This window comes from Arenibacter antarcticus (assembly GCF_041320605.1).
In the GTDB taxonomy this organism is placed as follows: Bacteria; Bacteroidota; Bacteroidia; order Flavobacteriales; family Flavobacteriaceae; genus Arenibacter; species Arenibacter antarcticus.
Map to the genome: position 1 here is coordinate 1,948,416 of NZ_CP166679.1, position 23,587 is coordinate 1,972,002.

The window sequence follows — 23,587 nt, forward strand, 5'->3', positions numbered from 1 at the left end:
TTTATGGTTTTTATTTTAGAATTAACATAAGGTGTGCCGTTTTCATGGATCATGACTAATTGTTGTGTTTATGTAAAAAAAAATGCAAGTTATGTGTAAATACAAATTTTACATTACAAATACCTTTAACAGTGTTTTTATTTGATTGTTCTTTCATTTTACTCAAGGTGATTTTTATTGTTTTTTATCGGTTTTCGTGAATCTCCGATTTCTTTGCTTGTCCAAAGAAACCGACAAAGGAGGTTCATGAATACCTGATTATATAATAACGGATCAAGTTAGAAAGTTGTGGGATTATAGATTTAGGCAAATAGATTTGAGAGCTTAAATAGGAAGAATTCTATATTCCTGACCCCTCTGAATTAGGCCCTAGAGGCTTTTATTTCAGCATTCTCGGCACTAAGTCGGGAGACTTAGCGCAGCTAGTTAAGGCTATTTGGCTTGTTCTCCTGAAGAAAATGAGGTGCCACGGTACTGTTACAATGATATTGATAAGGGGCGGTTGTGTGTGTGGTGGGATGGAACTGGATGGGTGCTAAAGTAAAATCCCTTATATTAAATTAATATAAGGGATTTTTTAATCTATTGCTTACGGGGCGTTAATACCTGTAATATTCTGGTTTAAATGGACCTTCAACGCTTACGCCGATATATTCGGCTTGTTCTGGTCTTAGGGTCTCCAATTCAATTCCCAAACGCGATAAATGTAGGGCGGCAACTTTTTCGTCCAAATGCTTAGGAAGCATATACACCTCATTTTTGTAATTTTCGCTATTCTTCCAAAGTTCTATTTGTGCTAAGGTCTGGTTTGTGAAGGAATTGCTCATTACAAAACTTGGATGGCCGGTAGCACAACCAAGATTAACCAATCGGCCTTCAGCAAGTACAATTACATCCTTACCATCTATGGTGTACTTGTCTACCTGAGGTTTAATTTCATCCTTAGTATGGCCGTAATTTTTGTTCAACCAAGTCATGTCTATTTCATTGTCGAAATGTCCAATATTACAAACAATTACCTTATCCTTCATCGCTTTAAAATGCTGTGATTGAATAATGTCCTTGTTCCCAGTGGTGGTGATAACGATATCGGCATTTCCGATTACGGTCTCCATCTTTTTCACTTCAAAACCATCCATTGCGGCCTGTAGTGCGCAGATTGGATCTATTTCGGTAACGGTTATAATAGAGCCTGCTCCTTTAAAGGATGCAGCAGTACCTTTCCCTACATCACCGTATCCTGCAACCACTACGCGTTTTCCAGCAAGCATGGTGTCAGTAGCCCTTCTAATGGCATCTACAGCGCTTTCCCTACATCCGTATTTGTTATCGAACTTAGATTTTGTAACAGAATCGTTAACATTAATAGCGGGCATAGGCAAGGTTCCTTTCTTTACACGCTCATATAGTCTGTGCACACCAGTTGTGGTTTCTTCTGAAAGACCTTTGATGCCTGCTGCCATTTCTGGGTACTTGTCTAGGACCATATTGGTAAGGTCACCTCCATCATCCAAGATCATGTTCAAGGGTTTGCGGTCTTCTCCGAAAAATAAGGTCTGCTCTATGGCCCAATTAAATTCCTCTTCAGACATACCTTTCCAAGCATAAACAGGAATTCCTGCTTCGGCTATTGCGGCTGCTGCTTGATCTTGAGTAGAAAAAATATTACAAGAACTCCAAGTAACATCGGCTCCTAAAGCAACCAAGGTTTCTATAAGAACGGCTGTTTGGATGGTCATATGTAAACAACCTGCAATACGGGCACCTTTTAGTGGCTGCTCTTTACCGTACTCTTCTCGTAGGGACATTAGTCCAGGCATTTCGGCTTCCGCCAATTCAATTTCTTTTCTTCCCCAATTGGCCAAGCCAATATCTTTTACTTTATAGGGTACGTAAGGAATAGTTTTTGAACTCATATTCTATTTTTTTTAGTCAATCGCCCTTGTGGTAATCTTACGAAGTTAGGTTGGAAGTTATAAATATCTTAAATAAAGAATAAATTAGTTTCCCCTATTTCTTCTCCAATTTTATTTTTACATTCGTAAAGGAACAATTATCTGATTTTTTGCACAAGCAAAGGTAGTAATAACTTAAATAACCCAATGCCTCTTTATAAAACAATAACAGTAGATTCCCATGTTAAGGTCCTGATTTGGAAAGTTGAGGAAACCGAGGCGGAACTCTCTAAGGGGGTGGTCCTTACTCCTCATTGTCAAAATAGGGTTTCTGGGATGAAATCTGAACTGCACCGAAGGGGATTTTTGAGTATTCGGCACTTATTGGCAGTTGAGGGCTATGTGGATCATGATCTTTTTTATGACGATGTAGGAAAGCCCCATTTAAAGGACGGACGATTTATTTCCATTACCCATTCCCACGAGTTTACAGGGATAATACTATCCGATAGTGTGGAAGTTGGCATCGATATAGAGATGCAACGCGAAAAAATTCTCAGAATTGCCAATAAATATACTCCCTTGGAGGAATATAAGACGGTTGCCAATAACGATGCTTTGATTAGAAAACTAACCATTGTTTGGGGAGCCAAGGAGTCGCTTTATAAAATTTATAATAATCCGGGACTAAGTTTTTTACACCATATAGACATTACCGATTTCTCTTTATCCGAATGGGAAACTACAGGGGCCATATTATTTAAGGGTAAATCGTCTAATTATGCTATTAAATTTTTAGAGTTTGAAGGGTATACTTGTGTATATGCCGTAAAGGACTAGTAGTAATGAGTTTTAAACCTTTCCGTAATTAAATTCATAGCACGTATATTACAGTAGTGCTTAGGCTGACTCCCTAAGAGGTTAATAATATGGAGCATGTATTAATTTCATCAAATCAATCTGGGCCTAAGGAGCAGAATCCTGAAAAACCTATTAGGGGAACTAGGTGCGTGGTGAATATAACCAACTAATAAAAGAGTTGCATACGGTAATTAGAGCATCTTGTGAATTGTTAGAGAAGGACTTAATGTATATGAAAATCATAAATACTGAACGAAGCAGCTATGGGACCCATTATTGATTGGGTATTTTCCCAATATCAGGATACCTCAACCCATTTGATAGTCTTGGAGATGGTGGGCGTATTTTTTGGATTTTTAAGTGTTTGGTATTCCATGCGGGAGAATATCCTGGTGTTTCCAACCGGGATTATCAGCACTGGAATTTTCGTTTATATCCTGATTATTTTTGGTCTTTTGGGAGACATGATGATCAATGCCTATTATTTTGCCATGAGTGTCTACGGTTGGTATGTGTGGACAAGAAAGGTAGATGAGGAACATTTCATCCCAATTACCAGAACATCGCCAAAAGAGAATAGCTGGTCTGCCTTACTTTTTATAGGTACTGTGGTGTTTGTTGTAATAGTGTATTTGGTTTTTAACAAATTGGATCATTGGACCGCCTATGTAGATACGTTTACCACGGCCATCTTCTTTGTGGGCATGTGGTTAATGGCGCGCAAAAAACTTGAAAATTGGATTTACTGGATCATTGGTGATATTATATCAATACCCTTGTATTGGTACAAAGGCCTTATATTTACTTCTTTCCAATATTTTTTATTCACTATTATAGCCGTTTTAGGATACCTAGCATGGAAGAAAAGTTTAAACAAAAGCCCTCGAATGTTGTTAAAGTAGTTTTGTTTGGTCCAGAATCAACAGGAAAAACCACCTTGTCCGAGCAATTGGCCAGATATTATAATTCGGTTTGGGTTCCAGAATATGCCCGGGAATATCTTCAAGATAAATGGAATAACGAAAGAAAGACTTGTGAGCACCAAGATTTGCTGCCTATTGCGGAGGGCCAAATGAAATTGGAAAATGAGCTGGCGCAAAAAGCTACCGATGTTTTGATCTGTGATACGGACCTTTTGGAAACTATGGTCTATTCCGAGGCGTATTATTTAGGCTATTGTGATCCCATTTTAGAAAAATATGCTCTGAAGAATACTTACGATTTATATTTTCTCACCTATATTGATATTCCTTGGGAAAAGGACGACCTTAGGGATAAGCCTAACGAACGTGAACAGATGTTTTTGTATTTCAAGGAAACTTTGGAGCGGCATAACAGGAATTTTGTTATATTAAAGGGTGATAAAAAAACCCGGCTAGAGACGGCCGTGAAATACATTAACCAACTATTAGAAAAATAATGGAATTATCTGAAGCGGATATAATTCAGTTGGAAAACTTAGGGGTTTCCAAGGAAAAAGTAAGGAGCCAAATAGAAACATTTAAAGAGGGAATTCCGTTTGTCCGATTGGAAAAAGCGGCAATAGTCTCCCACGGGATTTCTAAATTTTCAGAGGCTCGCGAAAAAAGTTTGATCAATATTTTTGATGGGGCAAGGGACAGAATCTCATTATTGAAATTTGTACCTGCTTCTGGTGCAGCCTCCCGAATGTTCAAAGCTATGTTTAATTTTCTAGAGGCTTACGATCCAAAAACGGAGCGTTTGGATGCTTATATTAAGCGGACAGGGGATACAGAGGTTGCAACTTTTTTTGAGGGATACCAAAACTTCGCCTTTTTTGATCTTATTCAAAATAGAATAAAAGGAAAAACAAGTTCTAAGGAAGAGGAAAAGTATCTCTTTGTACAAGAGATGTTGTTGGAAGACGGATTAAATTATGGATTTTTCCCAAAGGGATTATTGCCATTTCACCATTATGGGAAATGTAGTGCTACTCCTTTTGAGGAGCATTTAAAGGAAGCTGCTGCCTACTCATCGGTAAATAATGAGGCAAAATTGCATTTTACCATCTCGGAACAGCATGGGGAAATGTTCAACCAAGAATTTAAGAAGGCAGGAGAAAGAGTTGCGGCAGAAACCAAGGTTTCCTTCACAGTTAACTATTCCTTTCAAAAATCTTCCACAGATACCATTGCGGTAGATATGGACAATAAACCGTTTCGCGAAACAGACGGATCACTTTTGTTTAGGCCAGGGGGTCACGGAGCATTGATAGAGAACCTAAACGATGTTGATGCAGATGTTATTTTTATTAAAAATATAGATAATGTAGTAGTTCCCAGATATTCCAAAGTAGTAGCCGATAATAAGAAAATACTTGGCGGATTGCTATTGGAACTACAGGAAAAAACTTTTAAATATGCCGAACTATTGGATAAAAATAATCTTAGGGCGGAAGAACTAGCGAGTATAAAAAAGTTTTTAGAAGAGGAACTCAATGTGCATTTTCTAGATAAATACTACAGTTTTAGTATAGGGGAGCAAATTGAAATTCTAAAAGATAAGATCAATAGGCCCATTCGGATCTGTGGCATGGTGAAAAATGAGGGTGAGCCTGGAGGAGGACCCTTTTGGGTAAAGGATGTTCATGGTCATATTTCATTGCAAATTATAGAATCTGCTCAAGTAGACACTGGCAATCCGGAACAATTACGAATTATGAAGAACGCAACCCATTTTAATCCAGTAGACCTTGTTTGTGGAGTGAGAAATTATAAGGGTGAAAACTTTAATTTATTGAATTATGTAGATACCCAACAAGGTTTTATTACCCAAAAGACCAAGGAAGGTAAGGATCTAAAGGCATTGGAATTACCTGGACTATGGAACGGGGCCATGGCGTTTTGGAATACTATTTTTGTAGAAGTCCCTTTAGAGACTTTTAATCCGGTAAAAACCGTTAACGATCTATTGAAACCTTCACATCAGGTGGAATAGCTCATATAAATTTTAAGACTTCGAAAAAGTGTGTAATTATTACACACTTTTTTTATGAGTAAACAGTTTTAAACACTGCTTAAATATATTGAAACTTTATTAATTCTCTGATACTAAGGTAATTGTATTTTATAATAGGTTTGTAACCTTGATTGGCACAGTTTTGCTATCATTGGTGTGAAGAAAAGATGTTATTCACCATAAAATATAATGATATGAAATCAGAAATGAAAAATTTAGTTTTCGCAACTGCATTGGCCGTAGGGTCATTTAGCCCTGTTTTGGCTAGTCCGCCAATTTTTCACGATGGAATTATGGAGATGATCCATGCGCAGGATTTTACCGAAATAGAGAGAGATAAACTTCCTGAAGCGGTTACAACCGCCTTAGAAAAAGATTATCCTGGAGCCGAAATTGATAGCGCTTATATTAATGATGAAAGTGAATATAAGCTAGAGGTTACCCTTGCTGACGATTCTACCGAAGAATTGTATATAGATGTAGAGGGCAACTGGATTGATATGTAAATAACTAAATTTGAGATAGTTACATTAGTAGGGGCCGCAATTATTGCGGCCTTATTTTTTGGAAACCTAAGAACATTTTCAAAATTGGTTTTAACTATCCAGCGTATTGATGAATTTTGGGTTTAAACCCCTTTCAAGTAAGGAAGTTGGTTTCCGAAAATATAGTGTTAGGTCATAATTGTCACTAGGAAATTGAAAATTATTCAAGTGGTGAGAATTTTTATAGACCGGATAAGTTATTGTAAATGCTATCAATTTTCTGAATTTTATTAAAGGGTAATTTAGATATAATGCATAATTTAGTAAACAACAATCTCTCCTAAAACAAATTTTCCTCCCGTACATAAATCAATTTTAACCGGACATGGAAGATGATTATCAGCCTATATCTGCTTATGAGCTCCCTCCTCATATTATAGAAGTGCTTTATGAGCAATTTAATACTTTTACCCTAGTCCATGCATTTAAAGGTGACAAGGAAGGGTTTAAGCTGGAATTGATTTTTGAAAATGGAGCTATTCACGTTATTTATACGGATAAGAACGGTCAGATTCAGGATTCGACAGAAGGCCAATAGATAATTTAATAACACCTATGGTTGTGTTAAAGTGTGTAATTTTAACACAATTTCCCTCTCAAATACCCATGTTTACCCGGTTTGGATTTTATCGTATAATAGTATTTAGGTGTGGTAATCAGTGTGTTAGGTGTAGATTTGAGATTTCGGTATCCTTTTCCCATTAGTATAGGTAGTAATCTATAAAATTGGAAATCATGAAACAGTTATTTTTAGGCATTGCAATATCGCTGATTAGTCTTTCTTCCTGTGCACAGGATAAAAAGCCAGACTCAATAATGAAGATCACGGATGTTGCAGAGGTAAGTATATCGGTAGACCATTTTGCAGCAATAGATTCTAATACAATACCTAAAGCCGTAAAAAAAGTGATTACTAATTCCTATCCAACTGCAATAATAAAAAATGCCTTTGCGAATAAGGCGGAACAATACAAATTGGAGATTGTACTAGTAGATGGTAAGTCAGGCTTCCTATATGCCGATAAATACGGTAATTGGATTGAAAGATAAAATAGATATTCCTTACTATTAATAGGGTTGGGATTGTTAAAAAGGGACTGGTTTTCAGTCCCTTTTTTGTTTGGTCGAAGGCCAAATTTGTTTGTAGGCATATGTTTTGCAATCTTCCCCTAAAGTTATTCTTTTTTGTTTCTTTAAGATGTATTAAATAGAAATCACCACAATAGGTTGGGTAATTATTACACACTAGTTAATCTTCTTACACAAAATTACTCATCTAAATAACTTGGCGTATATCTGGTAAATCGCTGTTTTTAAAGGGATTGAGGGGGTGTGTGTTCGTTTTAACAATCTTGGTATCATATTTTCATTAGGTATAAGAAGTTTAACCATTAAAAATAAACATCATGAAAAAAATATTATTTGTTGCCGTATTATCTCTAGGAAGTTTAACCGCATTTGCCCAAGAGGGAGAAGAAGTAACTCAGGAAGCTACGGAAGTGGTAGTTGCCCAGGACGACTTTACCGCTATTGAGACCAGCGAATTGCCGGAAGCTGTGAGCAACGCAGTTGCCACTAATTATCCATCGGCTACCATCTCTAAGGCCTTTGTAAATAAAAAAGAAGAGTATAAATTGGAAGTCGCATTAGAGGACGGTACCGTTGGTACTTTGTATGCCGATAAAGATGGCAATTGGATAGAAATGTAAAAACAAATCGAGTTATTTGTTTTGTATCAAGTTTGGTTTGGTAAGAATGGGGTCGCGTATAGCGGCCCCTTTTTTGTTTGTAGGAAACTAATACACTAAGGATAGATCATCATATCGCTATTTGTTAATAAGCATCTTCCTAAGGCATCAGGATTAATAGGGATATTTAATGAACCAATTAAAATTGAACTATATAATGCCTTGTACAGTTGCCTAACTTTGGTCAACCTCAGAGATGGCTTTTTAGGTATCCTACTGAGTTGCACCCTATAGGTGTATAATTAGTACACAGTAGACTACATGCCTACCCATAATTACACACCTAGCTAATTTGTAGGAATACCTATAGTTAATTCATTATTAGGGGTCTATGTTTAATGTAGCCGTTTTAAGAATCTTGGTATCATATTTTCAATAGACATAACAAGTTTAACTATTAAAATGAACACTATGAAAAAGTTATTATTTGTTGCCGTATTATCTTTAGGAAGTTTAACCGCATTTGCTCAAGAGGGAGAGGAAGTAACCCAGGAAGCTACGGAAGTGATAGTTGCCCAGGACAACTTTACCGCTATTGAGACCAGCGAATTGCCGGAAGCTGTTAGTAATGCAGTTGCCACTAATTATACAACGGCTACCATCAATAAGGCCTTTGTAAACAAAGAAGAACAGTATAAATTGGAAGTCGCTTTAGAGGACGGTACCGTTGGTACTTTGTATGCCGATAAAGATGGCAATTGGATAGAATTGTAGTAATAACTTAACCTATTTGTTTTGTATCAAGTTTGGTTTGGTAAGAATGGGGTCGCGTATAGCGGCCCCTTTTTTGTTTGTAGGAAACTAATACACTAAGGATAGATGATCATATCGCTATTTGTTAATAAGCATCTTCCTGAAGCATCAGGATTAATAGGGATATTTAATGAACCAATTAAAATTGAACTATATAATACCTTGTACAGTTGCCCAACTTTGGTGAACCTCAGAGATGGCTTTTTAGGTATCCAACTGAGTTGTACCCTATAGTTGTATCATTAGTACACAGTAGACTACATGCCTACCCATAATTACACACCTAGCTATTTTGTAGGAATACCTATAGTTAATTCATTATTAGGGGTCTATGTTTAATGTAGCCGTTTTAAGAATCTTGGTATCATATTTTCAATAGACATAACAAGTTTAACTATTAAAATGAACACTATGAAAAAGTTATTATTTGTTGCCGTATTATCTTTAGGAAGTTTAGCCGCATTTGCTCAAGAGGGAGAGGAAGTAACCCAGGAAGCTACGGAAGTGGTAGTTGCCCAGGACAACTTTACCGCTATTGAGACCAGCGAATTGCCGGAAGCTGTTAGTAATGCAGTTGCCACTAATTATACAACGGCTACCATCAATAAGGCCTTTGTAAACAAAGAAGAACAGTATAAATTGGAAGTCGCTTTAGAGGACGGTACCGTTGGTACTTTGTATGCCGATAAAGATGGCAATTGGATAGAATTGTAGTAATAACTTAACCTATTTGTTTTGTATCAAGTTTGGTTTGGTAAGAAAGGGGTCGCGTATAGCGGCCTCTTTTTTTGGTTAAAAGAAATATACGCTAAGCATAACTCGTGTTATTATTAGGTGACAAGCATCTTCCTAAAGCATCAGGATCGATGGCCGTATTTCTTGGGTCAATTGAAATTGAACTACAAAATACATAGAACAGTTGTCCAACTTTGATCTTTCTCTAAGATGGATTTTAAATATCATATTTAGTTATTTCGATAGCTGTCAATTAAGTTGCTGTCAGTTGCAGCTGGGAGATGTATAAATACTACACAGTACAATATATATCTACCCAAAATTACACACCTAGATAAATCGGGAAATATATGTAATTACCTTATTATCAGTAAATTGCGATTGTTATAGCTGTTTTAAAAATTTTGGTATCATATTTTCAATAGACATAACAAGTTTAACTATTAAAATAAACACTATGAAAAAGTTATTATTTGTTGCCGTATTATCTTTAGGAAGTTTAACCGCATTTGCCCAAGAGGGAGAAGAAGTAACCCAGGAAGCTACGGAAGTAGTAGTTGCCCAGGACGACTTTACCGCTATGGAGACCAGCGAATTGCCTGAGGCTGTTAGCAATGCAGTAGCTACAAATTATCCATCTGCTACTATCAATAAGGCTTATGTGAATAAAGAAGAACAATATAAATTGGAACTGGCCTTGGAAGATGGTACATCCGCTACCTTTTATGCCGATAAGGATGGTAATTGGATAGAAAAATAAGAAATTATAACTTGAGTTATTTGTTTTGTATCAAGTTTGGTTTGGTAAGAAAGGGGTCGCGTTTAGCGGCTCCTTTCTTTTTTATGATAATTTATATTCACAACTGACATTCTTATGGTATTTTTACTAATTCTAGTAAATAGTAAGAAAATCACTATGTCCAAGATACTTATCATTGAAGATGATGCCGCCTTTTGTCAGATGTTGCAAAAGTTTTTAACCCGTAATGGATATGATGTTGAGGTTAGCTTTACGGCGCAGGATGCCAAAATTAAGTTTGCTAAATCTGCCTTTGACCTAGTGCTGACGGATTTGAGACTACCAAATTATGACGGTGTGCAACTGTTGACCGACTTTAAGGAGATTAACGCTAAAATACAGGTGATCGTTATGACAGGGTATGCAGAGGTCGGATCTGCTGTAGACGCTATGAAGAAGGGAGCTTACGACTATATTTCCAAGCCATTTACTCCAGAGGAAATCCTAATGCAGATTAAAAGCGCCCTCAATGAGGAAGCCGTATCTAAATCTAATAGTAAGACAGACCATACGAAGAAGTCTGGATCAGTAGAAAGTTCGGATTCTGAAGATCAGGTAATTTCTGGCCTAAGCGAAGCATCAAGAAAATTAAACGAATATATAAAATTGGTTGCCCCAACTAATATGTCGGTCCTAATTACCGGAGAAAGTGGTACAGGGAAAGAAGTGACTGCTAAGGCTATACATGACCAAAGCAAGCGCAATAAATTTAACTTTGTAGCAGTGGATTGTGGGGCTATCCCCAAAGAAATTGCCACTAGCGAGTTTTTTGGCCATATTAAAGGAAGTTTTACTGGGGCTATAGAAGATAAAATCGGTCATTTTGAAGCGGCGCACCAGGGCACTCTGTTTTTGGACGAAATAGGCAATCTTTCCTATGAAAATCAAATTCAATTATTACGGGCACTTCAAGAAAGAAAGATAAAAAGGGTAGGGAGTACCAAAGAGATAACCGTTGATGTAAGGATTATTACCGCTACCAATGAAGACCTTACCGAGGCAGTGGAGCAAGGAACTTTTAGAGAGGATTTGTTCCATAGAATAAATGAATTTTCCATAGAAACACCCGCTTTGGTAGATCGTTATGAAGATTTAATGCAATTTGCAGACTATTTTTTGCAGAAGGCCAATAGGTCCTTGGAAAAGGATATTCAGGGGTTCTCAGAGGAAGTAATTGCTATTTTTGGAAAATATCATTGGCCAGGTAATCTCCGGGAGCTACAGAACGTAATTAAAAGAGCAGTGCTATTGACTACAGGGGATTTTGTGGAAAAGGAAACCTTACCTAAGGAAGTGCATAAAACAAAGGAAATTGATTTTTCTGATGAAAAATTCTCTAAGGCAGATTATGAAAAGGATCAAATTGTCAGGGCCTTAAAACAGTCCAATTTTAATAAGTCTAAAGCGGCAAAATTACTCCAGATTACAAGGAAGACCCTCTATAATAAGATTAACCACTATAATTTGGATCTTTAGCCAAATAAGCCTTTATCGCTAAAATCACCACGGTAGTTTTATTTTTTAGGCTACTGTAGGTAAGCCGTAGTTCTTTGGTATTTAATTCCTGGGGTTTTAGAGTTTCCAATTGTTCTAGAAGTGGGATTATCTCCTTGGTTTTTAGTTGCCGGAACATGGGAAGCATTCGGTGGGCAATGGTATTTATTTCGCCATTTTCAGAAGTTTCCATAGCATTTTTTAATTTTTCCAGACTTGTACCGGTGTCTGAAATAAAGGTCTGGAGAACCTCTGCAATTCCACCCCTGTCATCGCCCAAAAATGAAGAGATAACCTCTAAACTGAACAAGTTAGAATCTGAACAGATTTTTCCTTCCGAATTCATTTCTTGAACTTTAGGAATCCTAGCAGGAAATAGTCCGCCAAGCATTGCTGTAAATCGATCTTTGGAGAAGGGTTTTTGTAAAATATCTGCAAAACCGGACTGTAGGTATTCTTGTCTTTTCAAATCCTTCCTTCCCGTCATTGCTACTATGGGCTGTTCGTGGTAGTGAAGGTAATTCTCGCTTTGCAGTTTCTTTAAAACCTCAAACCCGCTAATATTTGGCATTTGGATATCTGTCAGCACCATATCATAGTCCAAATCTGCACTTTTATCAATCTCATAAAAGTTGCTAAAAGTATGGGCCGTAAAATTTAGGTGTTGACAGACCTCATTTAATAGTTTTAACATGGCCGGATCATCGTCTAGAATTAGTAGCGATAGGTTGTCTTGTGGTAATATTTCTATTATATCATTTTTTTCAAGGGGGAGTTGAGCGAGCTCAAAAGGAATTTCAATTATAAAGGTACTGCCTTTTCCTTCCTGACTATTTAAGCTAATCTTACCACCTAATAGTTCCGTGAGCTTTTTAGAAATGGTAAGTCCCAATCCATAACCTCCGTATTTTTTATCGGTATGGTCTTCGGCCTGAGTAAATTCCTTAAAGATTTGTTCTTGTTTTTCTCTTTTTATTCCAATTCCTGAATCGATTATCTGAATTCGGGTTTTGTAGGTGTCGCCTGATTCCTGAATGATTTTTGCCGTGATCTTCACAAAACCTTCCTCCGTAAATTTATAAGCGTTCCCGATTAGATTGGTCAGAATTTGTCGGACCCTAAAGGCATCGCCTAATACCGGATTATTTAAACGGGGATCCAGTTCCAATTGTAATACAATCTTCTTTCTAGTATTAAGTTCCTTTAAGTTTTCGGCGGTCTCAGTGATAAGATCGACTAATATAAAAGGAGATTTTTCAATTTTTAATTTTCCAGCCTCCAACTTGGAAAAATCCAATAAATCGTTTACTAAGCTATCTACGTAATGGGAGGCCGATTTTACATTTTTTAGATAGGAAACCTGTAGTCCCGTTAGCCCGGTAGTTTCCATCAATTCGGAATACCCAGTAATGGTATTGAGCGGAGTTCGGAGGTCGTGACTTACAGTGGCTATTAGTTGTTCCCTGCTTTTTAATAGGGATTCAGAAAATTTCTTTTCTTTTTCCAACTGTTCCCGAAACAATTGGACCTTCCAATAATCCTTGGTGATAAGAAAGGTGAAGAGCCCTACAATGGCAAATCCCAGTAAGGCTGCAACACTGGCAAGCCGTATACTACGTTTAAGGGCGTCCTGTTTTTTTAAGTTGTCGTCATACGATTTCGCCATCACTTCCTGTTCAAAAGCGGAAATGATACTTCTTAATTGTTGAGAAATTTCCAGATCGGCCCTGCTGAGTTCCATCTCTTTTTGTGCTAAAGTTCGGAAGGTCTGAATTTTTTGCTGTTTGGCTTCCTGCAATAGCAATTTTGAAGCGGTAATAATGGAATCTATCTCTAAGGCCGTAGCACGGTCTCGCGAATCTTTTGGGACATTATCACTGAGGTAGTCGGCGTAATTTTTTAAAATTTCACGAGATTTTTCTGGTAAGTCAGCGTAGTTTGGGTTAAAACTCTCTGGGGGGAGCTTTCCCATGGATTGTTCAATTTTGCTTAGTTCTAATAGGGCATTGTCTATGGAACTGTTGTCCTCGCTATTCCGTTTTAATCGTAAAAGTTCATTGCTGTTGAATACCTTTTTTTTAAGCAATACCTGTACACTGTCCAATAATTTTTTTTGATAGTCATTGTCAGTCAGTAGTTTTACGGAGTCTATAGAGATAAAAATTGAATCTATCTTTTGGGTGTAGGCGGTAAAACTTTTAGAGGTCTTTTTTTGAAGCGCCAATTTAGAGAGACTTTCCGCCTGATATAATTCGGTAAGTAAAGAGCCTGTTTTTAATAGTTTGGAGTCATTTTCAGCATTAATTTCAGTAGATACGTATACCTTTATTTCAGATACTATGAAATACCCGACAACTAAGGCTAATATTCCTAGCATAAAATAGCTGAACATTATTTTGATGGTAAACTTGTTTTTGCTTTTGTTCATTTTTGAATTACTGTGTAATGTGCCGCTTCTAAAATACGGTTTTGCACCTCTATCTGTCTATAAAAAAAGTTAATTATTAAAAGTGGATTTTAATTTTGAAATTGATTTTAGGGGATGTAGATTTGTGCCCATCTCAAAGGGGTGCTTGCTACGGTAGGCTGAGATTATACCCAAGGAACCTGGGCAGGTAATGCTGCCAAGGGATGCGAAAATCGCGTTCGGGAATTTCTTACGTTTTATTTTCGATACAATTTTTGGTCGGGAAAAAACAAAAATCAATTTTTAACAAGAATAATAGCCCCTTTTATTCGTAACAAATGTATTACGAATGAAAACTATGTTCACAACGGCTGCCATGTTTGGTGTCGTATTATCGGCCTTCGGCCAAGAAAAACCAAAAGATTCTTTAGAAGGCAGTCAAATTGCTTTAGATGAAGTTTTGGTATCTGCGATTCGCGTTACGAAAGAGTCGCCTGTTACTTTCACCAATCTTACTAAGAAACAGATCCAATCCAGGAATTTAGGTCAGGATATTCCGATCCTAATGAATTTTCTGCCTGCAGTGGTTACCACATCAGATGCTGGGGCAGGAGTTGGTTATACCGGGATCAGGGTAAGGGGTAGTGATGGAACCCGAGTAAACGTGACCATCAACGGAATTCCGTACAACGATTCCGAATCACATGGATCGTTTTGGGTGAATATGCCCGATTTCGCCTCTTCTACCCAAAGCCTTCAGCTACAAAGGGGAGTAGGGACTTCCACTAACGGATCCGGAGCATTTGGGGCCAGTTTAAATATCCTGACCGATGCCGTCTCCAATGAAGCTTATGGTGAAATTAATTCTTCCGTCGGCAGTTTTAATACGCTAAAGAACAATTTAAAGTTTAGCACCGGTGTGCTTAACGATCATATAGAGATTTCTGGTCGATTGTCCAGAATTACCTCCGATGGGTATATAGATAGGGCATCCTCTGAGTTGAATTCCTACTTTTTGCAAGGATCTTATTTGGATGATCGCACCTTGATCAAGGCATTAATGTTCGGGGGCCATCAAACCACCTACCAGGCGTGGAACGGAATTGATAAGGTGCAGTTAGCCGACAATCGCACCTACAACACTGCAGGAGAGTATACGGATGAAAATGGAGTTACCCAATTTTATGATAATGAGGTGGACGACTATAAGCAGAATCACTTTCAATTGCATTGGAACCAAAAACTTTCGGATAGCTGGAGCACTAATCTAGCCTTGCACTACACTCGCGGGGAAGGATATTTTGAACAGTATAAGGAAGATGATGATTTTAGTACTTATGGGATAACCCCTTTTGATAAGGACGGGGAAACAGTAAGTGCAACCGATTTGATCCGTAGAAGGTGGTTGGAAAATGACTTTTATGGTACAACATTTTCTGTCAATTATCGAAATGAAGGTTTAGATGTAATTCTAGGTGGAGGATGGAATAACTATTCTGGAGATCATTTTGGAGAAATTATATGGGCCCGTTTTTCCAACAATAAGGATTATAAGGGCAGGTACTATGATGATACCTCTACCAAGAGTGATATGAATATTTACGCTAAGGCCAATTATAAATTAAATAGGAACTGGAGCGCTTATGGGGATTTACAATTTAGGAACATAGCATATACCGCAAATGGAGTGGAGACAGGATTGGTAGACGATACCTTTAATTTTTTTAATCCGAAAGCGGGAATTACTTATGACCTAAATGCCCAGCACAATTTTTATCTTTCTTATGCCGTGGCCAATAGGGAACCCAATAGGAACGATTATAAGGGTGGAAATCCAAAACCTGAAAAATTGGACGATTTTGAATTGGGATGGCGTCATATTTCTTCGGGAGTTCGTTTAAACACCAATTTGTACTATATGAAGTACAAAGATCAATTGGTTCTTACCGGGGAATTAAACGATGTAGGTGGAGCACTGCGCGCCAATGTTGGTGATAGCTATAGACTGGGATTGGAGGTTGATGCGATGTTGACCTTAGGGGATAAGTTTATTCTCCGCCCAAATGTTGCTCTTAGCGACAATAGGAACAAAGATTTTGTTTTTCAACGCGATGGGAACCTTCAAAATCTAGGGGATACCCATATTTCATTTTCGCCAAGCGTAATTGCGGGGAATATTTTCACCTATATGCCAGATGCCAAGTTACAGCTAAGTTTGTTGACAAAATATGTGGGCAAGCAGTATATGGGGAATATAGATGCAAAGAGCTCGGTGTTGGATGCCTATTCCCAAACGGATATCAATGTGCAATATGTTATTGAGACCAATTCGTTTATTAAGAACATTGTACTCTCTGGTCTGGTCAACAATATCTTTGATAACCTTTATGAATCTAATGGGTATTTCTTTACCTACGATGACGATTATTCTGTTCAAGGTACCATTACTACCGTGGAAGGAGCTGGATATTATCCTCAGGCAGGTATCAATTTCCTGTTAGGAGCAACTATTAATTTTTAATTTAAGATAAATGCCCAAATAGTTTATTGGAGAACTATATGGTTAAAAGGCTATAAGGTTAAGAAGATGGAAATTTATCTTTTTAACTTTATAGCCTTATTATTTATAACTAGTTAAGGAGATTATCTGTAACGCGAAAATGTCCTCGATAGCTGCATCAATCATTTCGTATCCGTTGTAATTTAGGATTGTGTGGGTCTGGGAAACATCCCGTAAATCACCTTAGACTTTGTGGCTTCACGGTTAGTTCTCATCGTCTGGAATATTAAAATGCTGCCTCAACTCTTCATAAGTCATTTCTGTATATTTCAAAGCTTCTGTTTGTGATGATTTCCCAGCGCTATTAGATGCAGGTTGTCCGCCCGGAATTATTACATATCGGTAACCCTCAAAAAACGGACTGCCTACCTGGGAAGAGGCTGCACCGGATAGCGTTGCCGCGGTTATGCGCAACACTTTTTCCATTTCTATCCTGAAGTTGTGCTGGTTACCACTAGTAATGAATGGCAAAGCAAAATAATCGAACCCGAAAATTGTCAGGTTCCTACCGAATACCATAACCGTGCCTTTGTCCATAATATCTTGGGTTAGGTCTGGGGCTTCGATATCGAAGCCAGCTCCTGGAGCAGAAATATTAGTCGGGAATTCAGTTTCGATCCAAGCTGAATAGATTACATTGGCCGTACCTGTATCGCCCTTGGGGCCTTGATCACCCTGATCGCCTTGTGTACCTTGTGGACCCTGTGGTCCTATTTCCCCATCATCTTTTGAACAAGACATAATTAGGCCTGAAATAATTAAAAAGGCAAAAAACTTTAGAGTTAAATTCTTGCTTGTTTTCATAATTTGCATTTTATATGATTTATTATAGTAGATCTCATAGGCAACATGAAGTAAACGGAGGGGGTAGTTACTTAAATGGTTTTCCCTTTAACAATCCTATTTGGGAAGGAAACCTTTCTTTAGTCTAAAATTAGGGCAAAGGACCTGAAGAATGTGCCACATATGTAACACACTTTGCCAACAATGTAACATATATCTATCTAATAGTTAGATGTTTATGAGTGAAGGAAAGTTAATTTTGAGTATAAAAGGAAAGGGGTGATGTATAACTACACGGGGATAATGTATGAACGAACAATAACGATAGATAAGCCAAGTTGTATAGTTACAAGATTATTAAGTGGCTTGCATCACTTTTTAACCTTGTAACCATATAACTGAAGAGCTGTTTGTGGGCCTTACACTTTATCAGGAACCACATATGGTGCCCTATATTTTCTGGTTAACATGGCATCTGCTTTTTTGTTGCCAATAAATTTTTCTGTTTTTCCATCAAATTTTAATGTTTCACCTACCTTATAGGCAATATTCGCTATTAATGGAAGCACCGTAGAGGTATGTCCAATTTCAATATCACAATTTAAATCTTTAGGGTTGCCAGAGCGAAGTCCGTCTATAAAATTCCCAAAATGCCCCTTGCTATCAGGTGCTGTTAAAAAGGTGCTATCGCCACCAACTGCCGCTCCTACACCCATTTCAGAACCAGCAAACGGTTCGGTTTCTTCGCCTTTGTAGGCCTTCCAAGTATCACCATTTACTTCCATCCATCCATTAGTGCCATAAAACACATTGCCTATTTTGATTCCTAAATTGGCTTCGTGGTTGGTGTACCTCCCTCGGGTTTCAAATTCTAATATTTTACCATCCGCATATTCAAATACGGAAGTTTGGGTATTGGGGGTTTCTTGGGAACATTCTTGGGGCGTCATCCCAAAAATTCCACCCATAGATTGTACTTTTATGGGATGTTCGTTTTTGTTAAGGCCCCATCGCGCTACATCAAATTGATGTGGTCCCTGGTTGCCAGTATCCCCATTTCCCGTATTCCAATGCCAATGCCAATTATAATGCCCCCTTTTTTCGTTATAAGGCCTATAGGTGGCTGGTCCTAACCAAAGATCGTAATTAAGACTTGTCGGTGGAGCACTGTCTGGGGCAATACCAAAGGAGTCGCGTGGCTTAAAACAAGTGCCCCTTGCCATAAATACTTCTCCTATTCCTCCATTATGGAGAAACTCCATTGCCTGCATTACATTGCTTATAGAGCGGTTTTGAAATCCTACCTGTACCAACCGATTGTATTTCCTAGCGGCCTCTACCATTTTTCTTCCTTCCCATACATTGTGGGAACTTGGTTTTTCAACATATACGTGCTTTCCTGCCTGGCAGGCCCAGATGGTTGATAGTGCATGCCAATGGTTTGGGGTGGCAATAACAACCGCATCTATCTCCTTGTCGTCATAGACTTTTCGCAAATCCTCTTCCGTGCCAGGTCTGTTGCCATTTTGATGTGTTGCCGCCAAGGCTACACGTTCCTCTAAAAATGAAGAATCTACATCGCAAATGGTCTTTATCCTTACCCCATCGGCATACATTTTTGCAAAATTCTCCATCAGGCCTTTTCCTCGGCCACGAACTCCAATGGAACCTAATATAATTCGATCATTTGCCCCTAGGATATTCCCGTAGGACTTGGCGGAAAATGCCGAAGCTCCTATGACGATTCCTGTACTGGCCATGGTGGTTTTTTTAATAAAATTTCTTCTGTTTCCCATAATTTAATTTTAAAAATCAACTATATAGTTTAGTGTGCTGATAGGCAGTTAAGGGGGTTACTCTTTTGAGAATTCGGAAAATTGCGAATCGATTTCAGATTTCTCCAAATTCTTGCTGGCCACAATAATCCGATGTTTAAAAGTTACGTCCTCACCTTGTTTCAAACTTAGGTTTAGTTTCTCCTTACCATTGCTGAAAATTTCTTGTCCTAATGGATTGGCAGCGAACAAACCATACCCTCTTGCATGCCAGTAGGTAGGATAGCCCACATTTTTTTTATGGTCAAGGATTACCAAAGAAATCTTTTCATCGCGAATGGTAGATGTTAAATTAACCCAATTAGACCTTTTTCCCCAACAGTCGTTCCCTTCCATGCCTTCGCTGTTTATGTAATTTCCGTTTACCCCATCATTGTTAAGTACTGGCACAGCTGTAGGGAGCCCATTGGCATCGGTAAAAATGTCGGGTTTATCGGAAGGGTGTTCCAGTTCTCTGGCGACCCTGATACCCAGCACCCCTTCCTTATTGTCCTTAAAATCAACTTTTCCGTTAGCAGCGCTGAGATTGGTGATGCGATCTATAGAGTATTCATTGGCCTTCCCCCTAAAAATAAAGGTGGTGTTTTCGGTTAGCAAAACCTCCCCTTTTGAAGAAATCCAATCCATGGTCACCTTTAGTTTGGCCTTATCGTCCCCATCCTCCATATCTAGGATTTGTTTGTGTACTATGGTGCCGTATTGATGGCTCTCTTCAACCTTGATGGAATCGGAATTGTTCCAAAAATCTAAGCCATTTACATCCCCGTAGTTGAACCATAGCCCTACTTGGTGGGGATGATCTACGCGTTCCCCAACAGAAGGTTCCAAGGGAAATTTCCGAGTAATATTGGTGCCATTTGGAGTTATGAGGGGATACAGGATAGGTTTTTTAATGGTATTGGGGTAGCGATAGGCGGTAAACAACTTGCCGTCTATCATAACGGATACTTTCTTCTGGGTATCGTCCCTGACCAATTGAATTCTTTTTTCTTTATTCGTGCCCACTTCTAACAGATTGGTGGCTTCTGCCTTTTTCTGTTTACAGGAAATAGATCCCAAAAACAGTAGGAGTACCCCTAACATTAAGTGAAGACCACTAAATTTTTGTCTTTCAATTTTCATATGTTGATATTTATTGTTTTTTAACGGTCATATGTAAACTTGCCTGACGGCAGTCAGGTTCACATTTCCTCATTGGTATAAGTAACCAAATTTCGGTCATGCTTATTTCATACTTATTATGATGTTAGGTTGTGCTTATACCATGTCCTAATTGACGCTTGCAACTTTGATATTTCTAAAATTTATAATCATATTATTGTTGGGATGTACTTGCAGGCCAATTGGGCCCTGTTCTATAAAACTGTCCGAAGTGTAACTCATAACATGGATGTTGTTAAGCCAAACTTCGTAATAACCTGCAATAGCGATCACTTTCATGGTATTCCAGTTATTAGGCTTTAAGATTTCTTGAATGTTCTGGGCTTCTACGGGGTATCCTAATCCAGCGATATAGGGCGATGCCGTCATGTCGCGCTTTAGGGAACCAGAGATTCCCAATTGAATCTGTTGTTTGTCGTTACGGATAAAGATTCCAGAATCTACGGTACCCTCCACATAACGGAATTCCGTTTCAAATTCAAAATCCTTAAATTCTTTTTTGGTCCAGAGTATGGAGCCCTTTTTATCTGGATCACTTTTGCCGATCAATATTCCGTTTTCTGCAGACCACCACTTATTATCGGTGGGCTCGGTCCAGCCGCTGAGGTTCTTTCCGTTAAAAGCACTTTTTAATTTTGGCTGTTGGGAATAAACAGTGAGTGTAAATAAGAGCGCTATGGCCCATGCTATTATTTCTTTCATGGCAAAGTGGAGATTTGGAATAGGTAATTCTCAATACTGCTTGATTATCATTGTCTTGCCCTATAAATCTATCTAAAAAATTTGTCATTATCCAACTTTTTTAACTAAAACCAGCCACAATTAGACAGATTGGCAAAATTCTATTATATACAGGTAAGAAATATGAAGTGAGGGAGTTACCTAAATCAAGATTCAAAAGATGTTTTGGATTTAATGGGCCTGCTTTTTCCCTTTTTCAATCCAAAAATGTTAGATTGGCGACATTTTCATACTAATTTAAAAACCTTTATTCTGCTGTGGTTTCAGGGTTGTGTCCGATTTTAAAGTTGCAGGAATTAGCGATAAAACACATTTTATTAGCCTCAATATGTAATTCATTTGCTTGTTGTAACATGGCCGAATTGTTAATCTTCACGATAGGATTTAATATTACCTCTATAAACCTTCCACTACCATCAGCGGTTTCTTCCATAATGCCAGTTGGATTGTCCGTATAATCCGTAACTACAATGTTATTCATGGAACATAAATGCAAGTACCAAAGCATATGGCAGGCAGATAAGGAGGATAGAAATAAATCTTCGGGATTATATTTTGATCCGTCCCCAGAAAAGGAAGGATCCGATGAACCCCTTATATCGCTATATTTTCCTTCACAAGATATTGAATGGTTGCGATTATAGGATCTGCGGTCTAGAGTGCCTTTGCCTTCATTTCCAGTCCAAATAACTCTTGCTTTGTAGTGGTGTTTCTTCATTTGGGTTGATGAAAATCAATAAATATTAAGGATTATAGCGCATTTTTGAACTCTAAATATAAACTGACTAATAAAGCAATAGCCTCCTTAGTTGGACTAATTAAGGATTTTTAAGTTGAATATTCCTGTATGCTACCTTCATTGGTGGTCCTACATGAACCTGTAGCCCTAGATGTCCCGATGCTTTGCTATTTATGGAATCGTTATCGATTACTTCACTCATTAAAATCCCATTTACCTAGTGTTGCAATCTATTGCCGCTTACAATTAAAGTACAGGTATTCCATGTTCCTTTTTTTATTTTAGTCTTTAATGTATCGGGGTTGCCTCAATCTTCCAAAAATAAAATGTTGTATTTGATTTTGAATTTCTCATAGGGTTAGGTAGAATGGTTATTGCTGTTTAATCACAGTATTTTAAAGGGGGCATTTAACGTCATGCTTACTAAAATACGTTTTTTATTCATTCGTGCCAGTATTACACTATTCATTTGGTGTCCATCATCAGTCCTAGAGTTAGTATCGTAATGGATAACTATTCCCTATTTTTGGTATCAACTTAGAGAATAGATTAAGAAATCAATAATTATGGATAAGTATCGGCAACCACTACGATGGGGTATTATTGGGTGTGGAGCGGTAACGGAAGTAAAGAGCGGTCCTCCCTACCAGCATACCCCAAATTTTCAGTTAGAGGGGGTAATGAGACGGAATATCGAAAAGGCGGAGGATTATGCTAAAAGGCACGGGGTTCCTAAGTTTTATTCTTGTGGGGATGACCTTATTTTGGACTCAGAAATAGATGCCGTATATATTGCCACCCCGCCAGATACACATAAATTGTATGCCCTAAAAGTGGCCGAAGCAGGAAAGCCTTGTTGTATAGAAAAACCCATGGCTTCTAATTATGCCGATAGCTTGGAGATTTACAATAGTTTTTCCACTAAAGGGTTGCCTCTTTTTGTTGCTTATTACCGCCGGTCTTTGCCGAGATTCTTAAAAATCAAGGAATGGCTAGATCGAGGAAATATAGGAGCTGTAAGACATATTCGTTGGCAGTTTTGTAGGCCGCCAAGCGCATTGGATCTTGAAAAGTCCTATAACTGGCGTACCGATGCGTTAATTGCCCCTGGAGGGTACTTTGACGATTTGGCAAGTCATGGTTTGGATCTGTTCGCCTATTTGTTGGGGGAAATGGATGAGGTGTTCGGGACAAGCACAAATCAACAGGGTCTATACGCTGCTAAGGATGCCATAGCTGCTAGTTGGGTCCATAAGAATGGGGTTTTGGGCACTGCCCACTGGAATTTCGCCACCTTTAATAGTGAAGATAGGGTAGAGATTTTAGGGAGTGAAGGGAAAATTGAGTTTTCCATATTTAATGAGGAAGATGTAGCCCTGGAAAATAAGGAGGGGGTTACCCGCACTTTTATCGAACATCCGCTGCATGTGCAACAGTATCATGTAGAAAACATCAGGGCGCATTTATTGGAGAATAGGGAGCATCCGTCAATGGGAAAATCTGGTCTACATACCAGTTGGATTATGGACCGTATTTTAGGGAACTTGTAAGT

22 protein-coding genes and 1 riboswitch are annotated in these 23,587 nt (G+C 38.2%); of the genes, 14 read left to right on the top strand and 8 right to left on the bottom strand.

Translation table 11 applies throughout. The features are described 5' to 3' along the window. Window positions 1-599: 599 nt before the first annotated feature. Window positions 600-1,916 carry an adenosylhomocysteinase gene (gene ahcY, locus KCTC52924_RS07945; protein WP_251806191.1) on the bottom strand — a complete coding sequence of 439 codons (1,317 nt, stop codon included), beginning with the start codon at window positions 1,914-1,916 and terminating at the stop codon, window positions 600-602. A 186-nt stretch (window positions 1,917-2,102) separates the two neighbouring features. Between ahcY and KCTC52924_RS07950 the strand changes: the two genes are divergently transcribed. From KCTC52924_RS07950 to KCTC52924_RS08005, 12 genes are all read left to right on the top strand, one after another. Next, entirely contained in the window at window positions 2,103-2,735 is a 633-nt protein-coding gene (locus tag KCTC52924_RS07950) for a 4'-phosphopantetheinyl transferase superfamily protein (RefSeq protein ID WP_251806192.1), read from the top strand. Window positions 2,736-3,019: 284 nt separating this feature from the next. After that, the gene (pnuC, locus tag KCTC52924_RS07955; RefSeq protein WP_251806193.1) at window positions 3,020-3,658 is read left to right on the top strand and encodes a nicotinamide riboside transporter PnuC; all 639 of its coding nucleotides are present in this window, start codon (window positions 3,020-3,022) and stop codon (window positions 3,656-3,658) included. Beyond that, window positions 3,613-4,176 carry an AAA family ATPase gene (locus KCTC52924_RS07960; RefSeq protein WP_251806194.1) on the top strand — a complete coding sequence of 188 codons (564 nt, stop codon included), beginning with the start codon at window positions 3,613-3,615 and terminating at the stop codon, window positions 4,174-4,176. Before pnuC ends, KCTC52924_RS07960 begins: the two co-directional genes overlap by 46 nt. Beyond that, window positions 4,176-5,714: a DUF4301 family protein gene (locus tag KCTC52924_RS07965; RefSeq protein ID WP_251806195.1), complete on the top strand. Its 1,539-nt coding sequence runs from the start codon at window positions 4,176-4,178 to the stop codon at window positions 5,712-5,714. The genes KCTC52924_RS07960 and KCTC52924_RS07965 overlap by 1 nt, the downstream gene beginning before the upstream one ends. A 215-nt stretch (window positions 5,715-5,929) precedes the next feature. Further along, complete coding sequence (locus KCTC52924_RS07970) at window positions 5,930-6,241, top strand: hypothetical protein (protein ID WP_251806196.1); 312 nt, start codon at window positions 5,930-5,932, stop codon at window positions 6,239-6,241. Between the two features lie 364 nt (window positions 6,242-6,605). Further along, window positions 6,606-6,818: a hypothetical protein gene (locus tag KCTC52924_RS07975; protein ID WP_251806197.1), complete on the top strand. Its 213-nt coding sequence runs from the start codon at window positions 6,606-6,608 to the stop codon at window positions 6,816-6,818. 197 nt (window positions 6,819-7,015) lie between these two features. Then, a complete protein-coding gene (locus tag KCTC52924_RS07980; RefSeq protein ID WP_251806198.1) occupies window positions 7,016-7,330 on the top strand; it encodes a hypothetical protein in 315 nt (104 codons plus the stop codon). Between the two features lie 356 nt (window positions 7,331-7,686). Next, a complete protein-coding gene (locus tag KCTC52924_RS07985; RefSeq protein ID WP_251806199.1) occupies window positions 7,687-7,989 on the top strand; it encodes a hypothetical protein in 303 nt (100 codons plus the stop codon). 450 nt (window positions 7,990-8,439) lie between these two features. After that, window positions 8,440-8,742 carry a hypothetical protein gene (locus tag KCTC52924_RS07990; RefSeq protein WP_370671530.1) on the top strand — a complete coding sequence of 101 codons (303 nt, stop codon included), beginning with the start codon at window positions 8,440-8,442 and terminating at the stop codon, window positions 8,740-8,742. Window positions 8,743-9,192: 450 nt separating this feature from the next. Further along, window positions 9,193-9,495 (top strand): hypothetical protein, encoded by a 303-nt coding sequence (locus KCTC52924_RS07995; RefSeq protein WP_251806200.1) that lies wholly within the window; start codon window positions 9,193-9,195, stop codon window positions 9,493-9,495. Between the two features lie 478 nt (window positions 9,496-9,973). Beyond that, window positions 9,974-10,276, top strand: a complete 303-nt coding sequence (locus KCTC52924_RS08000) for a hypothetical protein (protein ID WP_251806201.1) — start codon at window positions 9,974-9,976, stop codon at window positions 10,274-10,276. A 156-nt stretch (window positions 10,277-10,432) separates the two neighbouring features. Next, on the top strand, window positions 10,433-11,791 hold the full coding sequence (locus KCTC52924_RS08005; protein WP_251806202.1) for a sigma-54 dependent transcriptional regulator: 1,359 nt from the start codon (window positions 10,433-10,435) through the stop codon (window positions 11,789-11,791). Here KCTC52924_RS08005 and KCTC52924_RS08010 read toward each other — a convergent pair. Further along, window positions 11,766-14,237, bottom strand: a complete 2,472-nt coding sequence (locus KCTC52924_RS08010; RefSeq protein WP_251806203.1) for an ATP-binding protein — start codon at window positions 14,235-14,237, stop codon at window positions 11,766-11,768. The genes KCTC52924_RS08005 and KCTC52924_RS08010 overlap by 26 nt on opposite strands. A gap of 126 nt (window positions 14,238-14,363) precedes the next feature. After that, window positions 14,364-14,458: riboswitch (TPP riboswitch) on the top strand. A gap of 116 nt (window positions 14,459-14,574) precedes the next feature. On the opposite strand from KCTC52924_RS08010, the gene KCTC52924_RS08015 reads away from it, so the two are divergent. After that, complete coding sequence (locus tag KCTC52924_RS08015) at window positions 14,575-16,737, top strand: TonB-dependent receptor (RefSeq protein ID WP_370671545.1); 2,163 nt, start codon at window positions 14,575-14,577, stop codon at window positions 16,735-16,737. Window positions 16,738-16,980: 243 nt separating this feature from the next. Here KCTC52924_RS08015 and KCTC52924_RS08020 read toward each other — a convergent pair whose 3' ends face one another. From KCTC52924_RS08020 to KCTC52924_RS08045, 6 genes are all read right to left on the bottom strand, one after another. After that, window positions 16,981-17,580: a collagen-like protein gene (locus KCTC52924_RS08020; protein ID WP_251806205.1), complete on the bottom strand. Its 600-nt coding sequence runs from the start codon at window positions 17,578-17,580 to the stop codon at window positions 16,981-16,983. 398 nt (window positions 17,581-17,978) lie between these two features. Continuing rightward, on the bottom strand, window positions 17,979-19,355 hold the full coding sequence (locus KCTC52924_RS08025; RefSeq protein WP_251806206.1) for a Gfo/Idh/MocA family protein: 1,377 nt from the start codon (window positions 19,353-19,355) through the stop codon (window positions 17,979-17,981). Window positions 19,356-19,412: 57 nt separating this feature from the next. Beyond that, window positions 19,413-20,516: a PmoA family protein gene (locus KCTC52924_RS08030; RefSeq protein WP_251806207.1), complete on the bottom strand. Its 1,104-nt coding sequence runs from the start codon at window positions 20,514-20,516 to the stop codon at window positions 19,413-19,415. A 147-nt stretch (window positions 20,517-20,663) separates the two neighbouring features. Beyond that, complete coding sequence (locus tag KCTC52924_RS08035) at window positions 20,664-21,257, bottom strand: DUF1080 domain-containing protein (RefSeq protein ID WP_251806208.1); 594 nt, start codon at window positions 21,255-21,257, stop codon at window positions 20,664-20,666. Window positions 21,258-21,543: 286 nt separating this feature from the next. Beyond that, window positions 21,544-22,014, bottom strand: a complete 471-nt coding sequence (locus tag KCTC52924_RS08040) for an OsmC family protein (RefSeq protein WP_251806209.1) — start codon at window positions 22,012-22,014, stop codon at window positions 21,544-21,546. Window positions 22,015-22,114: 100 nt separating this feature from the next. Next, a complete protein-coding gene (locus KCTC52924_RS08045; RefSeq protein WP_251806210.1) occupies window positions 22,115-22,237 on the bottom strand; it encodes a DUF1080 domain-containing protein in 123 nt (40 codons plus the stop codon). A gap of 364 nt (window positions 22,238-22,601) precedes the next feature. Here KCTC52924_RS08045 and KCTC52924_RS08050 point away from each other — a divergent pair, with 364 nt between their 5' ends. Continuing rightward, entirely contained in the window at window positions 22,602-23,585 is a 984-nt protein-coding gene (locus tag KCTC52924_RS08050) for a Gfo/Idh/MocA family protein (RefSeq protein WP_251806211.1), read from the top strand. The last annotated feature ends 2 nt before the right edge of the window (window positions 23,586-23,587 follow it).